Annotated in this window: 13 protein-coding genes; 8 read left to right on the top strand and 5 right to left on the bottom strand. The window is 74.0% G+C overall.

Features of this window, described 5'->3' with window-relative positions; genetic code table 11:
• Window positions 1–52 precede the first annotated feature (52 nt).
• On the top strand, window positions 53–2,062 hold the full coding sequence (locus tag OG885_RS39070; RefSeq protein ID WP_405740243.1) for a HEAT repeat domain-containing protein: 2,010 nt from the start codon (window positions 53–55) through the stop codon (window positions 2,060–2,062).
• 104 nt (window positions 2,063–2,166) lie between these two features.
• On the opposite strand, the gene OG885_RS39065 is transcribed toward OG885_RS39070, so the two are convergent.
• Window positions 2,167–2,751, bottom strand: coding sequence for a hypothetical protein (locus OG885_RS39065; protein WP_405740240.1), 585 nt, complete (start codon window positions 2,749–2,751; stop codon window positions 2,167–2,169).
• Between the two features lie 270 nt (window positions 2,752–3,021).
• Between OG885_RS39065 and OG885_RS39060 the strand changes: the two genes are divergently transcribed.
• From OG885_RS39060 to OG885_RS39045, 4 genes are all read left to right on the top strand, one after another.
• Window positions 3,022–4,107, top strand: a complete 1,086-nt coding sequence (locus tag OG885_RS39060) for a WD40/YVTN/BNR-like repeat-containing protein (RefSeq protein ID WP_405740237.1) — start codon at window positions 3,022–3,024, stop codon at window positions 4,105–4,107.
• 73 nt (window positions 4,108–4,180) lie between these two features.
• Window positions 4,181–4,858 carry a uracil-DNA glycosylase gene (locus OG885_RS39055; RefSeq protein ID WP_405740235.1) on the top strand — a complete coding sequence of 226 codons (678 nt, stop codon included), beginning with the start codon at window positions 4,181–4,183 and terminating at the stop codon, window positions 4,856–4,858.
• Between the two features lie 56 nt (window positions 4,859–4,914).
• On the top strand, window positions 4,915–5,937 hold the full coding sequence (locus OG885_RS39050; RefSeq protein WP_405743086.1) for an N-acetylglucosamine kinase: 1,023 nt from the start codon (window positions 4,915–4,917) through the stop codon (window positions 5,935–5,937).
• Between the two features lie 119 nt (window positions 5,938–6,056).
• The gene (locus OG885_RS39045; protein WP_405740233.1) at window positions 6,057–6,977 is read left to right on the top strand and encodes a sirohydrochlorin chelatase; all 921 of its coding nucleotides are present in this window, start codon (window positions 6,057–6,059) and stop codon (window positions 6,975–6,977) included.
• 121 nt (window positions 6,978–7,098) lie between these two features.
• Here the strand turns inward: OG885_RS39045 and OG885_RS39040 are convergent, their stop codons facing one another.
• Complete coding sequence (locus tag OG885_RS39040) at window positions 7,099–8,148, bottom strand: lactonase family protein (protein ID WP_405743084.1); 1,050 nt, start codon at window positions 8,146–8,148, stop codon at window positions 7,099–7,101.
• Between the two features lie 144 nt (window positions 8,149–8,292).
• Window positions 8,293–9,780, bottom strand: a complete 1,488-nt coding sequence (locus tag OG885_RS39035; RefSeq protein WP_405743082.1) for an FUSC family protein — start codon at window positions 9,778–9,780, stop codon at window positions 8,293–8,295.
• Between the two features lie 198 nt (window positions 9,781–9,978).
• Between OG885_RS39035 and OG885_RS39030 the strand changes: the two genes are divergently transcribed.
• Genes OG885_RS39030 through OG885_RS39020 form a run of 3 tightly spaced genes read left to right on the top strand, consistent with a single transcriptional unit; the run spans window position 9,979 to window position 14,316 of the window.
• Window positions 9,979–10,455, top strand: a complete 477-nt coding sequence (locus tag OG885_RS39030) for an Lrp/AsnC family transcriptional regulator (protein WP_405740230.1) — start codon at window positions 9,979–9,981, stop codon at window positions 10,453–10,455.
• A 20-nt stretch (window positions 10,456–10,475) separates the two neighbouring features.
• Window positions 10,476–11,165 (top strand): HAD family hydrolase, encoded by a 690-nt coding sequence (locus OG885_RS39025; RefSeq protein ID WP_405740227.1) that lies wholly within the window; start codon window positions 10,476–10,478, stop codon window positions 11,163–11,165.
• A 40-nt stretch (window positions 11,166–11,205) separates the two neighbouring features.
• Window positions 11,206–14,316 carry a carboxyl transferase domain-containing protein gene (locus OG885_RS39020; RefSeq protein ID WP_405740224.1) on the top strand — a complete coding sequence of 1,037 codons (3,111 nt, stop codon included), beginning with the start codon at window positions 11,206–11,208 and terminating at the stop codon, window positions 14,314–14,316.
• Between the two features lie 23 nt (window positions 14,317–14,339).
• On the opposite strand, the gene OG885_RS39015 is transcribed toward OG885_RS39020, so the two are convergent.
• Both OG885_RS39015 and OG885_RS39010 read right to left on the bottom strand, forming a co-directional pair.
• Window positions 14,340–15,755 carry an FAD-binding oxidoreductase gene (locus tag OG885_RS39015; RefSeq protein ID WP_405740222.1) on the bottom strand — a complete coding sequence of 472 codons (1,416 nt, stop codon included), beginning with the start codon at window positions 15,753–15,755 and terminating at the stop codon, window positions 14,340–14,342.
• Between the two features lie 103 nt (window positions 15,756–15,858).
• Complete coding sequence (locus tag OG885_RS39010) at window positions 15,859–18,501, bottom strand: ATP-binding protein (protein ID WP_405740219.1); 2,643 nt, start codon at window positions 18,499–18,501, stop codon at window positions 15,859–15,861.
• Between the last annotated feature and the right edge of the window lie 3 nt (window positions 18,502–18,504).

Raw genomic sequence — 18,504 nt, 5'->3', positions numbered from 1 at the left:
GTGCCGTGGTGCAGACTCGGGATCACTTGGCACTACGCCTGGGGAGGGCAGCGTGTTCACGGGGATCGACGAGGTCGACTGGGCTTCGATGCGGCATGCGTACGGGAGCGCGCAGGACGTTCCCGGCCTACTGCGGGGCCTGGCCTCCGCAGACCCCGCCGAGCGGGAGATCGCGCTCGACGGGATGTACGGCGCCGTGCACCACCAGGGAGACGTGTACGACTCGACGCTCGCCTGCGTTCCCTACCTGTTCAGGCTCGCCGCCCGCGAGGAGGTGCGGGACCGGGGCGAGATCGTGGAGCTCCTGGTCAGCATCGGCGGCGACGGGGAGGTGCCCGAGGGCGTGGACGCGGGGTACGCCATGGCGCACGCGGCGGTCCGGTCCGGGGCGGAGGTCTTCGCCCGGCTGGCCGCGGACCCGGACTGGGGAGTGCGCAGGACCGCCGCGAATGCCGTCGTGCGGTTCCTGGACCGACCGGAGCGGGTCCTGGGCCTGCTGCGCGAGCGGATCGCGGTGGAGCGGGACGACCGGGTCCTGCTCGCGCTGACCGAGGGGCTCGGCTTCCTGGCCCGTCGACATCCCGGGCACGCGCGCGAGGTCGTGGATCTCCTCACCGCCCTCAGCCTGGCGCCCTACGGCCCAGGTCAACGGCTGGCCGCGCTCGGCCAGTTGGCGGGCAGCGCGCCCGACCGGCTCCCCGCCGACCTGGTCCCCACGGTCGTGGGACTGCTCCGGGAGCGGTCCGGACAGCGCCCGGACCCGGCGTGCGAACCCGATCGTCCGGACACGAACACGCTGGTCGGGCGGTTGCGGCGGCTGCGCCCCTCGGACGAGGAGGGCTCCCAGCTGCTGCGGACCCTGCACACCGGGCTCGACGGCCGGGTGGCCGACCGGATCGCCCTGCTGAACGGGCAGTTGACGAGCCCGGACCCGACCGACCGGTGCAACGCGATGTGGATGTCCGCCGGACTCTTCCGCGACTGGCGCGCCGACTACAGCACGCCCGTCGCCCTGATCGGCGCCCACCTGGCCGCCGAAGAGGACCAGTTGCGCGACGCCGCGACCTCCGTCCTGGAGGACCTCTACCAGCTGGCCGCACCCGCCGCCGACGACCTGCACGCCCTGGTGACCTCCCGCCCCGAGCTGTGGGTGCGGCACTGGGAACACGGCCCGCCCACGCTGGGCGAGCCGCTCAGAGCGCTGGCCAGGAGCGGGGACCCACGCGCGGTGCCGGTGCTGGAACAGCTCCTCGCCGCCCCCGACGCGCCCTACGACCTGGGGCAGGTCGTCGCCCATCTGGGACCGGCCGCCCAGCCTCTCGCACCCGCGCTGCGGGCCGGACTCGCGGGCCTGTCCCTCGACGACCCCGACGTCCACAACCGTGCGACGGTGCTGCTCACGGCGCTCGGCGAGCTGCACGACACGGAGAGCCTGCCGCTGGTCCTGCGGTTGCTGACCGATCTGCCGGACCACAGGTTGCGCTCCCTCGTCGTCGGCGCGGCCCTGCGCACGCTCGGGGCGTTCGGCGGGGCGGCGCGCGAGGCGATCCCGGTGGTGCGGGGGCTCTTGGACGGGGAGAACGCCATCGATGCGGCGGACGCGCTCTGGACGCTGACCGGGGACGCCGCGGCCGTACTGCCCGTGCTGCTGACACCTGACGGGGAGATCGTCGCGCACCGGGGTGCGACCGAGGTCCTGGCCCGCCTGGGACCGGAGGCCGCGCCCGCGGTGGTCGGGCTGCGGCGAGAGGCCGAGGCAGCGCACGCGTGGGTGCGGACGCCGGCGGCGTGCGCGCTGTGGCGGATCGGCGGCGAAGCGGAATCCGAGCTGGTGCTGCCGCTGCTGCGCAGCACGTGGGCGCGGACGCCCGAGCTGCGGCGGCCCGTCGCCGAGTGCGTCGCGGCCATGGGCCCCGCCGGGGCGCCACTGCACGACCTGCTCCGGGCGGAGCTGGCCGCTCCCCAGCGGTACATGGCCCCCTGCGGGGGATACGCACCGCTGGCGGTCTTCTCCGACGAGCGGTTGCTGGAGATCTGCCGGTCGGCGCTCGGGGCGGGGTGAATCGCGCCCTCACGCCCTCACGCCCTCACGCCCTCGCGCCCCCGCGGGGAGAGAGCGGGGAGGGCGGGGCGCAGGGCGGCCGAATGTGCCACCCGCCCCCTCCCTCAGCCTGCCGTCCGTCCCCGTTGCTGGCCGAACCGTGCCCACTCCGCGTCCCATTGGTCGATCCGTCGGCGTTCCAGGCGGCCGCACAGCATACGTCCGGTGACGAACGGCACGATCGCCGCGCTCACGCCCAGCAGGGCACCGATCAGGGCCGCGCGGAGCTGGGCCTGCGCGGGGGTGGCGGGGCGGGTGACCAGACGGCCCTCCCGGTCGGTCCAGACGGAGACCGGGGTGCCGCCGGCGCTGCCCGGACGGACGCGGACCTGGCCGGTGTGCGAGGAGCCGTCGGGGGCAGCCCAGCGGACCTCCGCCCACACCTGGTCGCCGCTGCTGGTCCCGGTCTGCCCGGCGAAGGTGCCGGGCGCCTTCGCCACGAGCCGTGCCTCGACCTGCCGCCACTCGACGCGCTCCCGGGCGAGGGTGCCCTCGACGGACCGGCTCGCCACCAGACCGGCGCACACCCCCGCGAGGACGGTGAGCAGCCAGGCGCCGAGGACGACCCACGCCTCCACCTTGTCGGCGCGCCGCCTGAGCGGATTGCGCCGCCAGCGCCACAACCACACCTTCGAATTACGGAACGCCATCGAAGGCTTCCTCCTCATGAGCGCATGAACATGCCGGGCCGCCCTTCCATACGGGGGACGTCGCCGAGGTGCTCACGCGAGTCCCCACGGCTCGACCGTCGCACAAGGCTCCCCGCCCCCGCCCGTCTTCGCGAAAGCCGCCCGCGGATCGCCGACACGAGCTACCATCACCGCCCTGACCTGCGGCGGAGCCTTTTCCAGGGGTGACTGTCAGTGGCTGGGTGCAGACTGGCCGATATCTGAGACAAGGACGTCGCGGAGGTGATCGGCATGACCGAGGTATTGCTCGCCGTAGGGACCCGCAAGGGCCTGTTCATCGGGCGTGGGCGGGGTGGCGCCTGGGAGTTCGACGAGAGTCCGTATTTCAACGCGCAGGCCGTGTACTCGGTCGCGATCGACACCCGGGGTGAGCGGCCACGCCTGCTGGCGGGCGGCGACAGCGCGCACTGGGGGCCGTCGGTGTTCCACTCCGACGACCTCGGCCGGACCTGGACCGAACCGGCCCGGCCCGCCGTCAAGTTCCCTAAGGACACGGGTGCTTCGCTGGAGCGCGTGTGGCAGCTGCATCCGGCGGCCGCGGAGCCGGACGTGGTCTACGCGGGCACGGAACCGGCGGCGCTGTACCGCTCCGAGGACCGCGGGGAGACGTTCACGCTGGTCCGCCCGCTGTGGGAGCACCCGACCCGGGCGAAGTGGGTCCCGGGCGGCGGTGGCGAGGGGCTGCACACGGTCGTGACGGACAAGCGCGATCCACAGTCGGTGACGGTCGCCGTGTCGACGGCCGGGGTCTTCAGGACGTCCGACGGCGGCGCGAGCTGGGCACCCTCCAACTCCGGTGTCTCCGCGGTGTTCCTGCCCGATCCCGACCCGGAGTTCGGGCAGTGCGTGCACAAGGTCGCCCAGGACCCGGTGACCCCGGACCGGCTGTATCTCCAGAACCACTGGGGCGTCTACCGCAGTGACGACGCGGGAGCGCACTGGACCGACATCGGCGAGGGGCTGCCGTCCACCTTCGGCTTCGCGATGGCCACCCACCCGCGCCGCGGTGACACGGCGTACGTGTTCCCGATCAACGCCGACGCGGACCGTGTCCCCGCCGACCACCGCTGCCGGGTCTTCCGTACGACGGACGCGGGCAAGAGCTGGGAGCCGCTGTCCGCGGGGCTGCCGCAGGGCGACCACTACGGCACGGTGCTGCGTGACGCGCTCTGCACCGACGACGCGGATCCGGCCGGGGTGTACTTCGGCAACCGCAACGGCGAGGTGTTCGCCTCGGGCGACGACGGCGACAGCTGGCAGCAGCTCGCCTCGCATCTGCCGGACGTGCTGTGCGTGCGGGCCGCGGTGGTGGGATGAGCCACGAGGGGGGACCACCGGGCCTTGGCCACCGGTTGATCGCCGCTGCCCGTACGGCAGTAGGGTGACGCCCGTGGCACCACGACCCTTGCATGAGATCGTCGAACCGGGCTGGGCGAAGGCCCTGGAACCCGTCGCCGGACGGATCGCCGAGATGGGCGACTTCCTGCGGACGGAGATCGCCGCGGGACGCACCTACCTCCCGGCCGGATCCAATGTCCTACGGGCCTTCCAGCAGCCCTTCGACGAGGTCCGCGTCCTGATCGTCGGCCAGGACCCCTATCCGACGCCCGGGCACGCGGTGGGCCTGTCGTTCTCGGTCGCGCCGGAGGTGCGTCCGCTGCCCGGCAGCCTGATCAACATCTACCGCGAGCTCAACACCGACCTGGGGCTGCCGCAGCCCTCCAACGGTGATCTGACGCCGTGGACCCAGCAGGGCGTGCTGCTGCTCAACAGGGCGCTCACCACGGCCCCGCGCAAGCCGGCCGCGCACCGCGGCAAGGGCTGGGAGGAGGTCACCGAGCAGGCGATAGGGGCGCTGGCCGCACGCGGCAAGCCGCTGGTGTCGATCCTGTGGGGCCGCGACGCCCGCAATCTGCGTCCGCTCCTCGGCGATCTGCCCTCCGTGGAGTCGGCCCATCCCTCCCCCATGTCGGCGGACCGCGGCTTCTTCGGCTCCCGTCCGTTCAGCCGGGCCAACGACCTGCTGGTCCGACAGGGAGGGCAACCGGTGGACTGGCGTCTGCCGTGACCGCAACGGGCGCGGGCGACGGGGGACTTGAGAGCGGCGCGAATCGTGACGGGGTCCTGCCGATCCCGGCCGAGCCGAGGGGTGACGACAGAGGCCTCGCGGGCCCGGCCGACCCTGGAATCCTCGCGGTCGACTCCGGCGGCTCCGGTCTCCGCGTCGCCGTCGGCACGGCGTGGCGCGGCGCGTTGGGGCTGCGGGAGTCGCGCGTGCCGGTGCGTACGGGGGCGCGGGGTATCGACCCGGCGCACCTGATGGAACAACTGGTGCCGATGGTCCGGGAGTTGGCCGCCGAGACACAGGTGACGCGGCTCGGTGCCGCCGTCGTCGGGGCCGCCGGGCTGACCACGCTCGGCGACGCCCTGCGCGCCGAACTCCCGGGCGCCCTGCGGCGGGAGTTCGGGGTCGGGCCGATCGCGCTCGTCGCCGACGCCGTCACCGCCTATGTGGGTGCCCTCGGGCCGACGCCGGGTGCCGTGGTCGCGGGCGGTACGGGGCTCATCGCCATCGGCACGGATCTGACCGGCTGGCGTCGCGCCGACGGCTGGGGGCATCTCCTCGGCGACTGCGGCAGCGGTGCCTGGATCGGCCGGGCGGGGCTGGAGGCGGCTCTGCGGGCGTACGACGGGCGCCCCGGGGGTTCCGCCGGGCTGCTGGCCCGCGCCGAGGGCGAGTTCGGTCCGGTGGCCGGGCTGCCGGGCCGGCTCTATCCGCGCCCGGACCGGCCCGCCGTCCTCGCCGCCTTCGCGCCCCAGGTCGCCGCCTGCGCGGACGACGACCCGGTGGCCGCCGGCATCCTGCGCGAGGCGGCCCGGCACATGGCCGAGTCGGCGGCGGCCGTCTGTCCGCCCGGTGGAGAACCCCACGTGGCCGTCACCGGCGGGCTGTTCAGGATGGGTGCCCCGCTCCTCGTACCCCTGGAGGAGGAGTTGGCGAAACGGCTGCCGCACGCGCGCCGGGTCGCGGCCGCCGGGGATCCGTTGCACGGGGCCGTGCGGATCGCGACCGACCTGGCGACCGGGGCGCTCACTCTGCCGAGTGATGCGTCGATGGTGCACGTGATGACCGGAACGGGCGACTGATCCCGACACGGCGCCCGCGTCCGATCCCTACGTAACTCATCAGACAAAACCGGACGGATACCGCTCACCTGCACCCTCCCCGAACAGGGAAGCCCAGTAAGCCAGTAACATGCGGCGCCATGAGCTCCCCCACTGGGCCCGCCGGCCTGCCAGTACGAATGCCGCGCCCCCGCCAGCCCGGACGGCACCGCCGTCCCGAGCCGCTGGCGGCTCCCGAGGGCGCGCCCGCGCTTGTTCTCGCCGTGCCGGGAACGCCCAGCGCTGCCACGCGCAGCCTCGCCGAGGAGGTCGTGAGCATCGCCCGCTCCGAGCTCCCCGGCCTCGACGCGCGGATCGGCTACCTCGACGGGGACGACGTGGAGTTCCCCACGCTCCAGTCCGTGCTCGCGCACGCCGGCGAGGAGCGCACGGCCCGGTACGAGCAGTCCAGGGCCGCGGGCCTCGAGGTCAAGGAGCCCGAGGGCCCCGTCGCCGTCGTCGTGCCGCTGCTGGCCGGTCCGGACAGCGCGCTGCTGCGGGTGGTCCGCCAGGCCGTGATGGACAGCCGTGTCGCGGCCGACCTCACCGATGTGCTCGGCCCGCACCCGCTGCTCGCCGAGGCGCTGCACGTGCGGCTGTCCGAGGCCGGTCTGGCCCGCGCCGACCGCGCCCGGCTGTTCACCGTGGCGACCGCCGCGGACGGCATCATCCTGGCCTCCGTGGGCGGTGACGAGGCCGTGCAGGCGGCCGGGATCACCGGCATGCTGCTGGCCGCGCGCCTCGCCGTGCCGGTGATGGCGGCCGCCCTCGACCAGGAGGGCTCGATCTCCTCCGTGGCCGAGCAGCTGCGCGGCTCGGGCTCGCAGAACCTGGCCCTGGCGCCGTACCTGATAGGGCCGGAGATCGACCCGGGTCTGATCGAGGCGGCGGCCAAGGAGGCGGGCTGCTCCGCCGCCGAGGCGCTCGGCCCCTACCCGGCGATCGGCAAGCTCGCGCTGGCGAAGTACACGACGGCGCTGGGCATCGCGCCGCAGCAGCCGCAGGGCGCTCCGACGCGCTGAGGCAGGCACCGCCTCAGGCACGACCGCAGGCACCGCCGCACGCGCGACCGCAGGCACCGCCGAAGGGCCCGCTCCCGGTACGGGAGGCGGGCCCTTCGGCATACGGCGGCGTGCTCGGGAGTCAGCCGAACACCACGCAGGACGCCGCCGCGACCTTGACCGAAGCCGGGCCCGGGCCCCCGCCGCCCCGGCGCGGCAGCCCCGTCTCCGCGTCGAGGGCGAACCAGGTCACGTCGCCGGAGCGCTCGTTGGCGACGTACAGGTACCCACCCGACTCGGCGATGGCCCGCGGCCAGTGGCCGCCGCACGGCACGGTGGCGAGGAGGCGCAGCTCGTCGCCGTCGACGGCGAACGTGGACAGGACGTCCTCGCCGCGGGTGGCGGTCCACACGAAGCGGCCGTCGGGCGAGACGACGATGCCGGAGGGGTAGGCGTCGCCGGCCGGGGCGTCCGCCAGCACCTGCACCTCCGTCAGCGGCTTCAGCAGGCCGTCGGAGGCGTCCCAGCGGCAGACGGTGACGGTCGGGGCGAGTTCGTTCACGACGTAGGCGTGGGTGCCGTCCGGGTGGAAGGCGAGGTGCCGCGGCCCGGAACCGGGGCGCAGGGCGATCTCACGGTGCGGGACCGGGGTCCCGCCGGTCAGCGTGCACACGCGGACGGAGTCGGTGCCGAGGTCGACGCTGACGACCCACCGACCGCTCGGGTCGGCCTGCACCTGGTGGGCGTGCGGGCCCTGCTGGCGCCGGGTGTGCGGGCCCGCGCCGGTGTGGCGCAGTGCGCCGGAGGCGGGGCCCGCGAGGCCGCCGTCGGGGCGGAGCGGGACGGCGGTGACACTGCCGGAGCCGTAGTCGGCGGTCAGGACGTGGCCGTCGTACAGGCCGAGGTGGGTGGGCCCGCCGCCGACGCGCACCGGGCGGCCGACGGGCTCGGGCCGGTCGCCGGTGACCCGGTAGGCGGCCACCGTGCCCTCGGCGGTCTCGCTGACCGCGTAGAGCGTGTCCCCGTCCGGCGCCAGGGCCAGGTACGAGGGGTCGGACAGGCCGTCGAGGCTGCTCAGGAGCGTGAGCGCGCCGGTGTCCGGGGCCACGGCCGCCGTCACGATGCCGGGGCCTCCGGCCGCCGTGAACGACCCGATGAAGGCCCTCCGCTGCCACCCGCCGCCGTCTGCCACCGCTGTCCCCTCTCGGTCCTGCGCCATTGGGGGTGACGGTAGCAGCGGTCTAGACCATAAGGACCGTACGACGAGGATTTCATCCGCCCGCGACGGACGACGACAGCCGTCCGGCGGCCACGTCGCTCACGTCCCGTGGAGTCGTCAGGCCCCCACCAGCGGCGAGCCGGACGGTGCCCGCAGTGGGGCCGCCAGGTCGGCGAGTGCCCGCTCCAGGCCGTGCAGATGGGCCAGGGCGGGTTCCTCGGCGGACGGCTGGTCCGGAACCGTCGGCTGCTTTCCTCCGGTGAGGGCCTCGACCGCCGTCTCCACGCGCCAGCACGCGGCGGCCAGGCGGGCGTCGTGCGAGGCCTCGGGGTCGGCGGCGACGGCGACCAGGCCGCGGATCTCGCGGGCGCAGTCGTCGAGCAGGGCGAGCACCCGGCGGGCGCGCCGCTTGCGGCCGAGCATCGGGTTCAGCGGGTGCACCAGCGGGGCGACGGAGAGCCGGACCCTGGCCAGCAACTGCTCCAGTTCGGCCACGCGCGGGGCCGGGTCGGCGTCCGGGGTGCCGGCGAGTCGGGCGGCGGCCTCGGCGGTGCAGGCGTGGACACAGCGCAGGGCGCGCTGGATCCAGGCGTCGGTGGTGGTGTGGGTGGTCACGGGCAGCACGAACAGCACGGCGAGGGCCGCGCCGAGCGCCCCGATGCCGGTCTCCGCCAGGCGCAGCGCGAGCAGGTCGGGGGTGAGGACGCCGAGCAGGCCGTAGAGCAGCTCGGCGAGGACGGTGACGCAGAGCATCATCCAGGTGTACGAGACCGCGGCCGTGTAGAAGATCCCGAAGACACAGGCGGCGAGGAGCGCGGCCGTGGGGAGCCCGGCGCCGTCCAGCGGTACGGCGACGAGCAGTCCGAGGCCGATGCCGATGACGGTGCCGAGGACACGGCGGAAGCCGCGGACCAGGGTCTCGCCGCGCGAGGCGGTGTTGACGAAGACCCACCAGGTGGCGCCGACGGCCCAGTACCAGCGCTCGTCGGACACCAGCTGGCCCACGACGAGCGCGAAGCCCGCGCCGACGGTCGCCTGGACGGCCTGTCGGGTGGTCACCCGGGCGAGGCCGGTACCGGCGGGCGGGGCGGGCACGGCGGGCAGGGGCAGCCGGCGCTCGTAGCACCACAGGCCGAAGCGCACGGCCGCCGCGGTGGCCACGGAGAGCAGGACGGCGGCGTAGAGCTCGGGCAGCCGGTCGGTGGTGGCGTGCAGGAACTGCGCCACGAAGAAGGTCATGAACGCGAACACGCCGAGGCTGTGTCCGCGCGGTCCCCAGCGGCGTGCGTACACGCCCGCGCCGATGACGGCGAGGAAGGTGAGGTCGCGGGCGACGGGGTGGTCGTGCAGTTCGGCCGCGGCGGCCAGCACGGGCAGGCCCACGGCGGGCAGCAGCGCGGTGGTGACCGCCTGTCCGCGCACGGTGGCGTCGGTGACGGTGAACAGGGCGAGCAGCGCGGCGAGCCCGCCGGTGACGGCGCCGACGAGGGAGTGCCCGGCGAGCGCGCACACGACCACGCCGAGCCCGATACCGAGGACGGCCCGGGCCGCGAACCGCAGCCGCGTCCGCCCCGGGTCCGGAGCCACGAACACCCTCTTCAGCACTACCGACCGCCCCTGCTGTGTCTCGACATGCAAAAGGCGCCGCGGGGTCCGCAGCGCCATCGACAGGCTCATTGCAGCATCGCCGTGGCGACTGGCTCAAGTGGCGTCGAATACGCTGAGCCATTGGCACAGACAAAACGGTCTCACCCCGTCCATCAGCGGGCCAACGGACCATCACCGTGGAAAGGCGGCTGCGCGATGGCCGTGGACGAGCTGGACACCCGCATCCTGCGGCTGCTGCTGGAGCAGCCGCGCACGAGCGTGCGCGAGTACGCCCGCATCCTCGGGGTCGCCCGCGGCACGTTGCAGGCCCGCCTTGACCGCCTGGAGCGGGACGGCGTGATCACCGGCACCGGTCCGTCGCTCTCCCCCGCCGCCCTCGGACATCCGGTGCTGGCGTTCGTGCACATCGAGGTCACCCAGGGCCGCCTCGACGACGTGGGCGAGGCGCTGGCGGCCGTGCCGGAGATCGTCGAGGCCTTCTCGATCGCGGGCGGCGGTGATCTGCTCACGCGGGTGGTGGCGCGGGACAACGCGCATCTGGAGGACGTGATCCAGAAGGTGATCAGCCTGCCGGGCGTGGTCCGCACCCGCACCGAGGTGGCGCTGCGCGAGCGCGTGCCGCACCGGCTCCTGCCGCTCGTGGAGTCGATCGGCCGCACGGCCCGGAACTGATCTTTGACATCCTGGACGACATGAGCACTCTGGGGCCCACCTCGGTCATCTTCGATCTCGACGGAACGCTCGTGGACAGCGAGCCGAACTACTACGAGGCCGGCCGTCAGGTGCTCGCCCAGTACGGCGTCCCCGACTACACCTGGGCGGACCACGAGCGGTACGTCGGGATCAGCACCCTGGAGACGGTCGGGATCTGGAAGCGGGAGTACGGTCTCGCGGCCTCCGTGGAGGAGGTCTTCGAGGCCAAGAACCGCCGCTACCTGGAGCTGGCGCGTGTCTCCACGCGCGCGTACCCCGAGATGCGCAAGTTCGTGGAACTGCTGGCGACCGAGGACGTTCCGATGGCCGTCGCCTCGGGGTCCTCCCCGGAGGCCATCGAGGCGATCCTGGCCGGCACCGGTCTGGACGCCTTCCTGCCCACCGTCGTCTCCGCCGACGAGGTCGAGCGCGGCAAACCCGCCCCGGACGTCTTCCTGGAGGCCGCCCGCCGGCTCGGCGCGACTCCGGCCGACTGTGTGGTCCTGGAGGACGCCGCCCCGGGCGCCGCCGCCGCGCACGCGGCCGGCATGCGCTGCATCGCGATCCCGTACGTCACCGCGCAGGCCGACGCCCCGGAGTTCGCCACCGCCTCGCTCCTGCTGCGCGGCGGTCAGGAGGAGTTCACGGCACGGGACGCGTACGACTGGCTGGCACGCTCGGCCCCCTGACACCTGCGCACCCTGGACCTCGACGCCGACGTCGACCAGCATGACGGGGCTGGTCGCCGACGCTCCGGAGGGCTCACGCATGGGTGCCGTACTGGTCGCCAACCGCGGGGAGATCGCGGTACGGGTGCTGCGGTCCGCGGCCGAGTGCGGGCTGCGCACGGTCGCGGTGTACGTCGAGGGCGACGACGCTCATGTCCGACTGGCCGACGAGGCCGTGCCGTTGGGCGACTACCTGGACGCGGACTCCCTGGTCGACGCTGCCGTACGGGCCGACTGCCGTTATCTGCACCCCGGTTACGGGTTCCTGAGCGAGAGCGCCGACCTCGCCCGGCGCTGCGCCGAGGCGGGCGTGGTCTTCGTCGGGACCGCGCCCGAGGTGCTGGAGGTCTTCGGGGACAAGGTGCGGGCGCGTGAACTAGCCGTCCGGACAGGGGTTCCGGTCCTCCCGGCGAGCGACGGCGGCCTTGAGGAGGCCCGGGCCTTCCTGGCGGACGGGCCGGTCATGGTGAAGGCCGTCGGCGGGGGCGGCGGACGTGGTCTGCGAGTGGTGCGGCGGGTCGAGGAGCTGGACGAGGCGTGGGAGCGGTGCCGTTCGGAGGCCGTGCAGGGCTTCGGGCGCGGCGAGTTGTACGTGGAGCGGCTGCTGGAGGGTGCCCGGCACATCGAGGTGCAGGTGGCCGGGGACGCGACCGGTGCCGTCACGCATCTGTGGGACCGGGACTGCAGCGTCCAACGGCGTCATCAGAAGCTGATCGAGATCGCGCCCGCGCCCGGACTCCCGGACGCGGTACGGGAGAAGATCCTCGACAGCGCGCTGCGGATGGCGGCCGCCGCCCGCTGTTCGAGCCTGGTGACCTTCGAGTTCCTCGTCCTGGCCGACCGGTTCCACTTCATCGAGGCCAACCCGCGCCTCCAGGTGGAGCACACGGTCACCGAGGAGGTGACGGGGTGCGACCTGGTCGCCGTACAACTGCGGCTCGCGGCCGGGGAGACGCTCGCCGGGCTGGGGCTCGCCGGGCCGCCCGCGCCGCCTCGCGGGTTCGCCGTGCAGGCGCGGGTGAGCGCCGAGTCGGTGGGGCGGATCACTCGGTTCGACGTGCCGACCGGGCCCGGGGTGCGGGTCGACACCGCGGTGCGGGCGGGGGTGGAGGTCGGTTCGCGGTACGACCCGTTGCTCGCGAAGGTGGTCGCGCATGTGCCGGGTGGGGGCGTCGAGGCTGCCTGTGCGCGGGTGCGGCGGGCGTTGGGCGAGTTCGCCGTCGAGGGGGTGCGGACCGGCATCCCGCTGTTGCGGGAAGTGCTGGCGTGGCCGGGCTTCTGGGAACACTCCGTCGTGATCCCGGATGCCGCTTTGGTCGATGGATCGGCCACCGCCCCGATGAGCGGGACCGTCGTCTCCGTCGATGTCTCCCCCGGTGAACCGGTGCGTGCGGGACAGCAGTTGGCGGTGATCGAGGCGATGAAGATGGAGCACGTGGTGCGTGCGCCCGGTGCGGGTGTCGTGCGCGCCGTGCATGCCCGGGTGGGCGCGTCGGTCGGCGAAGGACAGGCGCTGATCGAGCTGGAGGGGTTCGACGGCGGCGGGGCGGAGGAACTCACCGACGAGGCCATCGACTTGGACTCCGTCAGGGCGGACCTGGCGGAGGTCCGGCGCCGGCATGCCTTCGGGCTGGACGAGAACCGGCCCGAGGCGGTCGCGAAACGGCGTGCGCTCGGTCGTCGTACGGCCCGCGAGAACATCGACGACCTGTGCGACGACGGCACGTTCACCGAGTTCGGCGCCCTCGCGATCGCCGCCCAGCGCCGGCGGCGCTCGCTGGACGACCTGATCCGGTCGACGCCGGCGGATGGTCTGGTCAGCGGCACCGGGCGGGTCAACGGCGGACCGTGCGTGGCGATGTCGTACGACTACACCGTCCTGGCCGGGACCCAGGGGTTGCAGAACCATCGCAAGACCGACCGGATGCTGGAGATCGCGGCGGAACGGCGGCTGCCGGTCGTGCTGTTCGCGGAGGGCGGCGGGGGCCGGCCCGGGGACACCGACACGACCGCGGTGGCGGGCCTGGACGTGACGACCTTCCAGCGGATGGGGCGGCTGAGCGGTCTGGTGCCGCTGGTCGGCATCGCCTCGGGGCGGTGTTTCGCGGGGAACGCGGCGCTGCTCGGATGCTGTGACGTGGTGATCGCCACGCCCGAGGCGAGCATCGGGATGGGCGGGCCCGCGATGATCGAGGGCGGCGGGCTCGGGGTGTACCGGCCGGAGGAGGTCGGGCCGCTGTCGGTGCAGGTGCCCAACGGGGTCGTCGACATCGCGGTAGCCGACGAGGCGGAGGCCGTGCGGGTCGCGCGTCGGTACCTGGGCTACTTCCAAGGCGCGCAAGGGAGTTGGGAGGCGCCGGACCAGCGGCTGCTGCGGCACGCGGTGCCGGAGAACCGGCGGCGGGCGTACGACATGCGGGCGGTGGTGCGCGGGCTGGCGGACGTCGGGTCCGTGCTGGAGCTGCGGGCGGAGTTCGGGGTGGGGGTGCTGACCTGTCTGGCGCGCGTCGAGGGGCGGCCTTTGGGGGTGATCGCGAGCAGTCCGGCGCATCTGGGCGGGGCGATCGACCGGGACGCGGCCGACAAGACCGCGCGATTCCTCCAGCTGTGCGACGCGTTCGGGCTGCCGGTCGTCTCGCTGTGCGACACCCCGGGTTTCATGGTCGGCCCGGACGCCGAACGGACCGCCACGGTACGGCACTTCGCGCGGCTGTTCGTCATCGGCGCCAACCTGCGGGTGCCGTTGGTGAGTCTGGTGCTGCGCAAGGCGTACGGGCTCGGCGCGATGGCCATGATGGGCGGTTCGACCCGTGCTCCGCTGGCCACCGCCGCCTGGCCCAGCGGGGAGTTCGGCGGGATGGGGCTGGAGGGCGCGGTCCGGCTCGGCTACCGCAGGGAGCTGGAGTCGATCGCGGACCCGGCCGAGCGTGCGCGCGCCTTCGAGGCGCGGGTCGCCGAGTTGTACGAACACGGGAAGGCGGTCAACGCGGCGGCCGCGCTGGAGATCGACGCGGTGATCGACCCGGCCGGGTCGCGGGCCTGGATCCTGGCGGCCCTGGAACGGTGCCCCGCCCCGCAGCCGAGGCACCGTTCGTACGTGGACGCCTGGTGAGCGCCCCCCCTGTGAGGCGCGGACTACGGCCGCGACTCGTGCGTCGGCTTCGCGGCCGGCTGGATGTTCTGGTTGAGGCGGAAGACGTTGTCCGGGTCGCGGTCGGCCTTGATACGGGCCAGCCGGTCGTAGTTGCCGCGATAGCTGGACCGGACACGCTCCTGACCCTCGTCCATCATCATGTTCACGTAGGCGCCGCCCGCCGAGTACGGGTGCAGGGCGTCGAAGTAGTCGACCGTCCAGCGTTTGATCAGCTCGGCGTTGGCCGGGTCGGGGTCGACACCGGCGTACACGGACGCCCAGTTGGCGTGCCGATAGGCCCAGGGGGTCTCGTCCTGGCCGACGTCGTGGGCGGCGCCGTCGATCGGGTAGAGGTGCATGGTCGACTGCATCGTGGGGACCTCGGCCCCGAACTTGGCGTGCAGAGCGACGGCGTCGTCGGGGATGGACTCCACGAAGTCGGCGCGCCAGTACCACTGGTGGCCGGGTGGGTAGAGCCCGTCGAACATGGCCTGGAGTTCGGGGTGTTGCAGCACCATGGGGGCGTGCAGCAGCGGCGCGGGCAGCGCGTCGAGCAGCGGGGCCATCTCGCGGGCGGCGGCCTCGGTGTCGGCGCCGGTGTAGCACCAGACGATGCCGGCGGTCTTGCGCAGCTGGATCTCCTCGGGGAACGGCGGGGCGGGCGGGACCGTGCCGTGCAGGAAGAAGCCATTGAGTTCGCGGGGCGCGGTCGGCAGGAAGTCCCGGTAGGCGGCGAGGACTTCGGCGCTGTCCTCCACCGCCCAGAAGGTGGGTCCGGCGACGACCGTGCTGATCTCGTGCAGCCGGAAGAGGAACGAGGTGACGACACCGAAGTTGCCGCCGCCGCCCCGGATCGCCCAGAACAGGTCGCTGTTCTCGTAGCCGCTGGCGACCACCTTCCGCCCGTCGGCGAGGACGACCTCGGCCTCCAGCAGGTTGTCGATGGTCAGCCCGCACCTGCGGGTGAGGTGACCGAGGCCGCCGCCGGTGGTGATGCCGCCGACGCCGGTGGTGGAGATGATGCCGCTGGGGGTGGCGAGGCCGTGGGTGTTGGTGGCGCGGTCGACCTCGCCCCAGACGCAGCCACCGCCGACCCGGACGTTGCGCGCCTCGGCGTCGACCTCGATGTGCTTCAGCGGTGACAGGTCGGCGACCACACCGCCGTCGACGGTGCCGAGGCCGGCGCCGTGGTGGCCGCCGCCCCGCACGGCGAGCGGCAGGTCGTGGGCGCGGGCGAAGCCGATCACGCGGGCGACGGCGTCCGCGTCGGCGCAGCGGGCGATCAGGGCGGGGCGCCGGTCGATCATCGCGTTGTAGACGCTGCGGGCCTCCTCGTAGGAGGCGTCGTCGGGGCCGATCAACTCGCCGGTGAATTCGGTGAGTTCACTGCGCGCCGCGCGGGCGATGGAGCTGGACATGCGATCCCCCGTTTCGTGAAATTCGGATCGATTCGCCCGTTCTACTCGCGTCACCACCGAACGGACATCCGTGTGCGTCACCCAGCTCGGCGCCGCCGGATACCTACGTTTCGGAGAGCGGAAGCGGCCCCTCGGCCTCCGGGAGCGTTCCTTCCCCTTCCGCCAGCAGTCCGAGCCGCGCCGCGCGGGCGGCCGCGTGGCGGCGCGTGGGGGCGTCGAGCTTGTCGAGGACGGCCCGCACGTGGTTGTCGACCGTCCGCACCGACACCACGAGCCGCGCCGCGATCTCCGCGTTGGTCAGTCCGTCCGCGAGCAGCCGCATGACCTGGAGCTGGCGCCGGGTGAGGCCCGCCGGGTTCTCCCGGGTCGCGGCGAGCGGGCCGCGCGGGATGTGCCGTACGCCGATCCCGCGCAGTTCGGTGCGGAGCAGCCGGGCGCGCGGTTCGGCGCCGAGCGCGTCGAGGGTGGCGAGGGCGGTGAGTTTGTCGGCGGGGTCGGGGCTCTCCGCGAGGGCGACGGCGTGTTCGTAGGGGCAGCCCGCCTCCAGCCAGCGGGTGGCGGCCTCGTGCGAGAGGCCGCGGGCCTGGAGCGCGTACGGATGCTCCGAGTCGTCGAGTCGGACGGTGTGGCCGGCCCGGGTGAGCCAGTAGCCGAGCTCGGCGCGGTAGGGGACGCCGGGCAGTCGGTCGGCCTGGGCGTGGACGGGCCCCGCTGCGGCGGTGACGGCGGCGAGGTCGCCGCGCAGCCAGGCCGCCTCGGCGAGTGCCGCCGCGACCGGCCCGGTGCGCTGGAGTTCCCTGGTGCGTACGGCGATCTCGCGGGCCTCGGCGAGGAGTTCGGCGGCGCCGGGCCGGCCGCAGCGGATCCGGACCCGGGCGAGGACGGTGAGGGCGGGGCAGCGGGCGGGCACGAAGTCGTGCATGCCGTACTCGGCGTGCTTCTCGGCGTCCTCCCAGTCGGCGGCGGCCAGGCGCCGTACAGCCAGCTCGACGTGGAGGTAGTTGAGGAAGCCGAGGTGTTCGGCGCGGTCGGCGAGGTCCATCGCCGGGGGCAGGAAGAGGTCGGCCTCGTCGTACCGGAGGTTGTCGAGGAGGGTCCAGATCAGGTTGGCGTAGGAGCGGCAGGCGTGTTCGACCTCGCCCGCGGCGAGCGCCACCTCCAGGCTTTCCTCCAGCTGTCGCCGCCCGCCGGGGTCGCCGCCGCGCCAGCGGGCCGTACCGACGTTGTTCAGGGCGTGGGAGAGGATCGCGGCGTCGTCGGCCTTGCGGGCCAGCGAGATGGCGCGTTCGCCGTGTTCGACGGCCTCGGTGTAGCGGTCGGAGAGCATGCGCAGCTGGGCGGTGTTGCTGACGGCGAGGGCGAGGAGCCGGTCGTCGCCGGCGTGTTCGAGGACGGCGACGGCCTCGCGGGCGGCGTCCTGGGCCTGGTCGGCGTCGCCGGCCCACCAGTGGATGCGGGACAGCCAGCGCAGGTCGGCGCCGAGCCCGAGGGTGTCGCCGAGGGAGCGGCGCAGCGCGACGGCCTCGCGCTGGGCGGTGACGGCGGCGGCCGAGTCGGCGATGGTGTAGCTCTCCACGGCGTAGCGTTCCAGCAGGTCGGCGAGGTCGGCCGGGCCGTAGCGGTGGCGCCCGCGCAGGACGAGCCGGAGTTGGGCGGCGGCCTCGCGGTGGGCGCCGGCGCAGGCGGCGTCCTTGGCGGCGTCGGGGCCGTAGCGGGCGATGGCGTCCTGGTCGCCGGCCTGGTCGGCGTGGTGGACGATGCGGGCGGCGTCGGAGCCGGGCCGGGCGATGAGCGCGGCGAGGACGCGGCGGTTGAGGTCGATGCGGCGGGCGGCGGGCAGCGAGTCGACGACGGCCCGCCGGATCAGCTCGTGCCGGAACGCGACCCGTTCCGGCGCGACGGTGAGCAGTCCGCGCTGCTCGGCCGCGGCCAGCACGGCCACGCCGTCCTTGAACAGGGCGTCGACCAGCGGACGTTCGACTGCGGAGGGTACGACCGTGAGCTGTTCCAGCGCGTCCACCGTCGCCGGGTCCAGGCCCCGCAGCCGGGCCATGACGGCGTCGACGACCGTCGGGGGCACTCCCCCGGTGCCGCCGGCGGCCACGATCTCGGCGACGAAGAAGGGGTTGCCGGACGTCACCTCGTACACCTGGGCGGCGTCGAGTCTGCGGGCGGCGCTCAGCGCGCGCACCGCGTCGAGGGAGAGCCGGGCGAGGGGCAGCCGGTGCACCCGGGATGTGCGGGAGACCTGGCCGAGGAGGTGACGCAGGGGGTGTTCGCGGCTCAACTCGTCGTCGCGGTAGGTGAGGACGAGCAGGGCGGGCAGCCCTTCCATCCGCCGGACCAGGAAGCGCAGGGCGTCCAGGGAGCCCTCGTCGGCCCAGTGGACGTCCTCGACGACCAGGACCGCGGGGTGCGGGGTGCCGGCGAGTTCGGCGTGCAGGGCCTCGTAGACGCGATGGCGGTCGCCGCCCTCCATGACGGCGCGGGCGAGATCGGCGCCCACGCTGCCGACGAGGTCGCGGAACGGGCCGAGGGGACGCCGGGTGGCGAGGTCGTCGCACTGGCCGACGAGCATCCGGGCCTGGCCGGGCAGCCGCTCCGGCATGGCCTTCACCAGGCTCGACTTGCCGATGCCGGCCTCACCGAAGACGAGCGCCACCGAACCGGCACCGGCTGCCGCCTCCCGGGCGGCCGCGGCCAGTCGCGTCAACTCGCGCTCGCGTTCGAGGATCCATCGATCCACGGG

The sequence above is a fragment of the Streptomyces sp. NBC_00028 genome, from assembly GCF_045041065.1.
In the GTDB taxonomy this organism is placed as follows: Bacteria; Actinomycetota; Actinomycetes; order Streptomycetales; family Streptomycetaceae; genus Streptomyces.
Note: the sequence above shows the minus strand (reverse complement) of the source record. Positions and strands in the feature narration are given on the sequence as shown.

Excerpts from the sequence above, each read along its gene's own strand:
- OG885_RS39030 (WP_405740230.1), top strand. The coding sequence starts at position 9,979 with ATGGCCGTGGACGAGCTGGACACCCGCATCCTGCGGCTGCTGCTGGAG.
- OG885_RS39015 (WP_405740222.1), bottom strand. The coding sequence starts at position 15,755 with ATGTCCAGCTCCATCGCCCGCGCGGCGCGCAGTGAACTCACCGAATTC.
- OG885_RS39025 (WP_405740227.1), top strand. The coding sequence starts at position 10,476 with ATGAGCACTCTGGGGCCCACCTCGGTCATCTTCGATCTCGACGGAACG.
- OG885_RS39045 (WP_405740233.1), top strand. The coding sequence starts at position 6,057 with ATGAGCTCCCCCACTGGGCCCGCCGGCCTGCCAGTACGAATGCCGCGC.
- OG885_RS39065 (WP_405740240.1), bottom strand. The coding sequence starts at position 2,751 with ATGGCGTTCCGTAATTCGAAGGTGTGGTTGTGGCGCTGGCGGCGCAAT.
- OG885_RS39020 (WP_405740224.1), top strand. The coding sequence starts at position 11,206 with ATGACGGGGCTGGTCGCCGACGCTCCGGAGGGCTCACGCATGGGTGCC.
- OG885_RS39060 (WP_405740237.1), top strand. The coding sequence starts at position 3,022 with ATGACCGAGGTATTGCTCGCCGTAGGGACCCGCAAGGGCCTGTTCATC.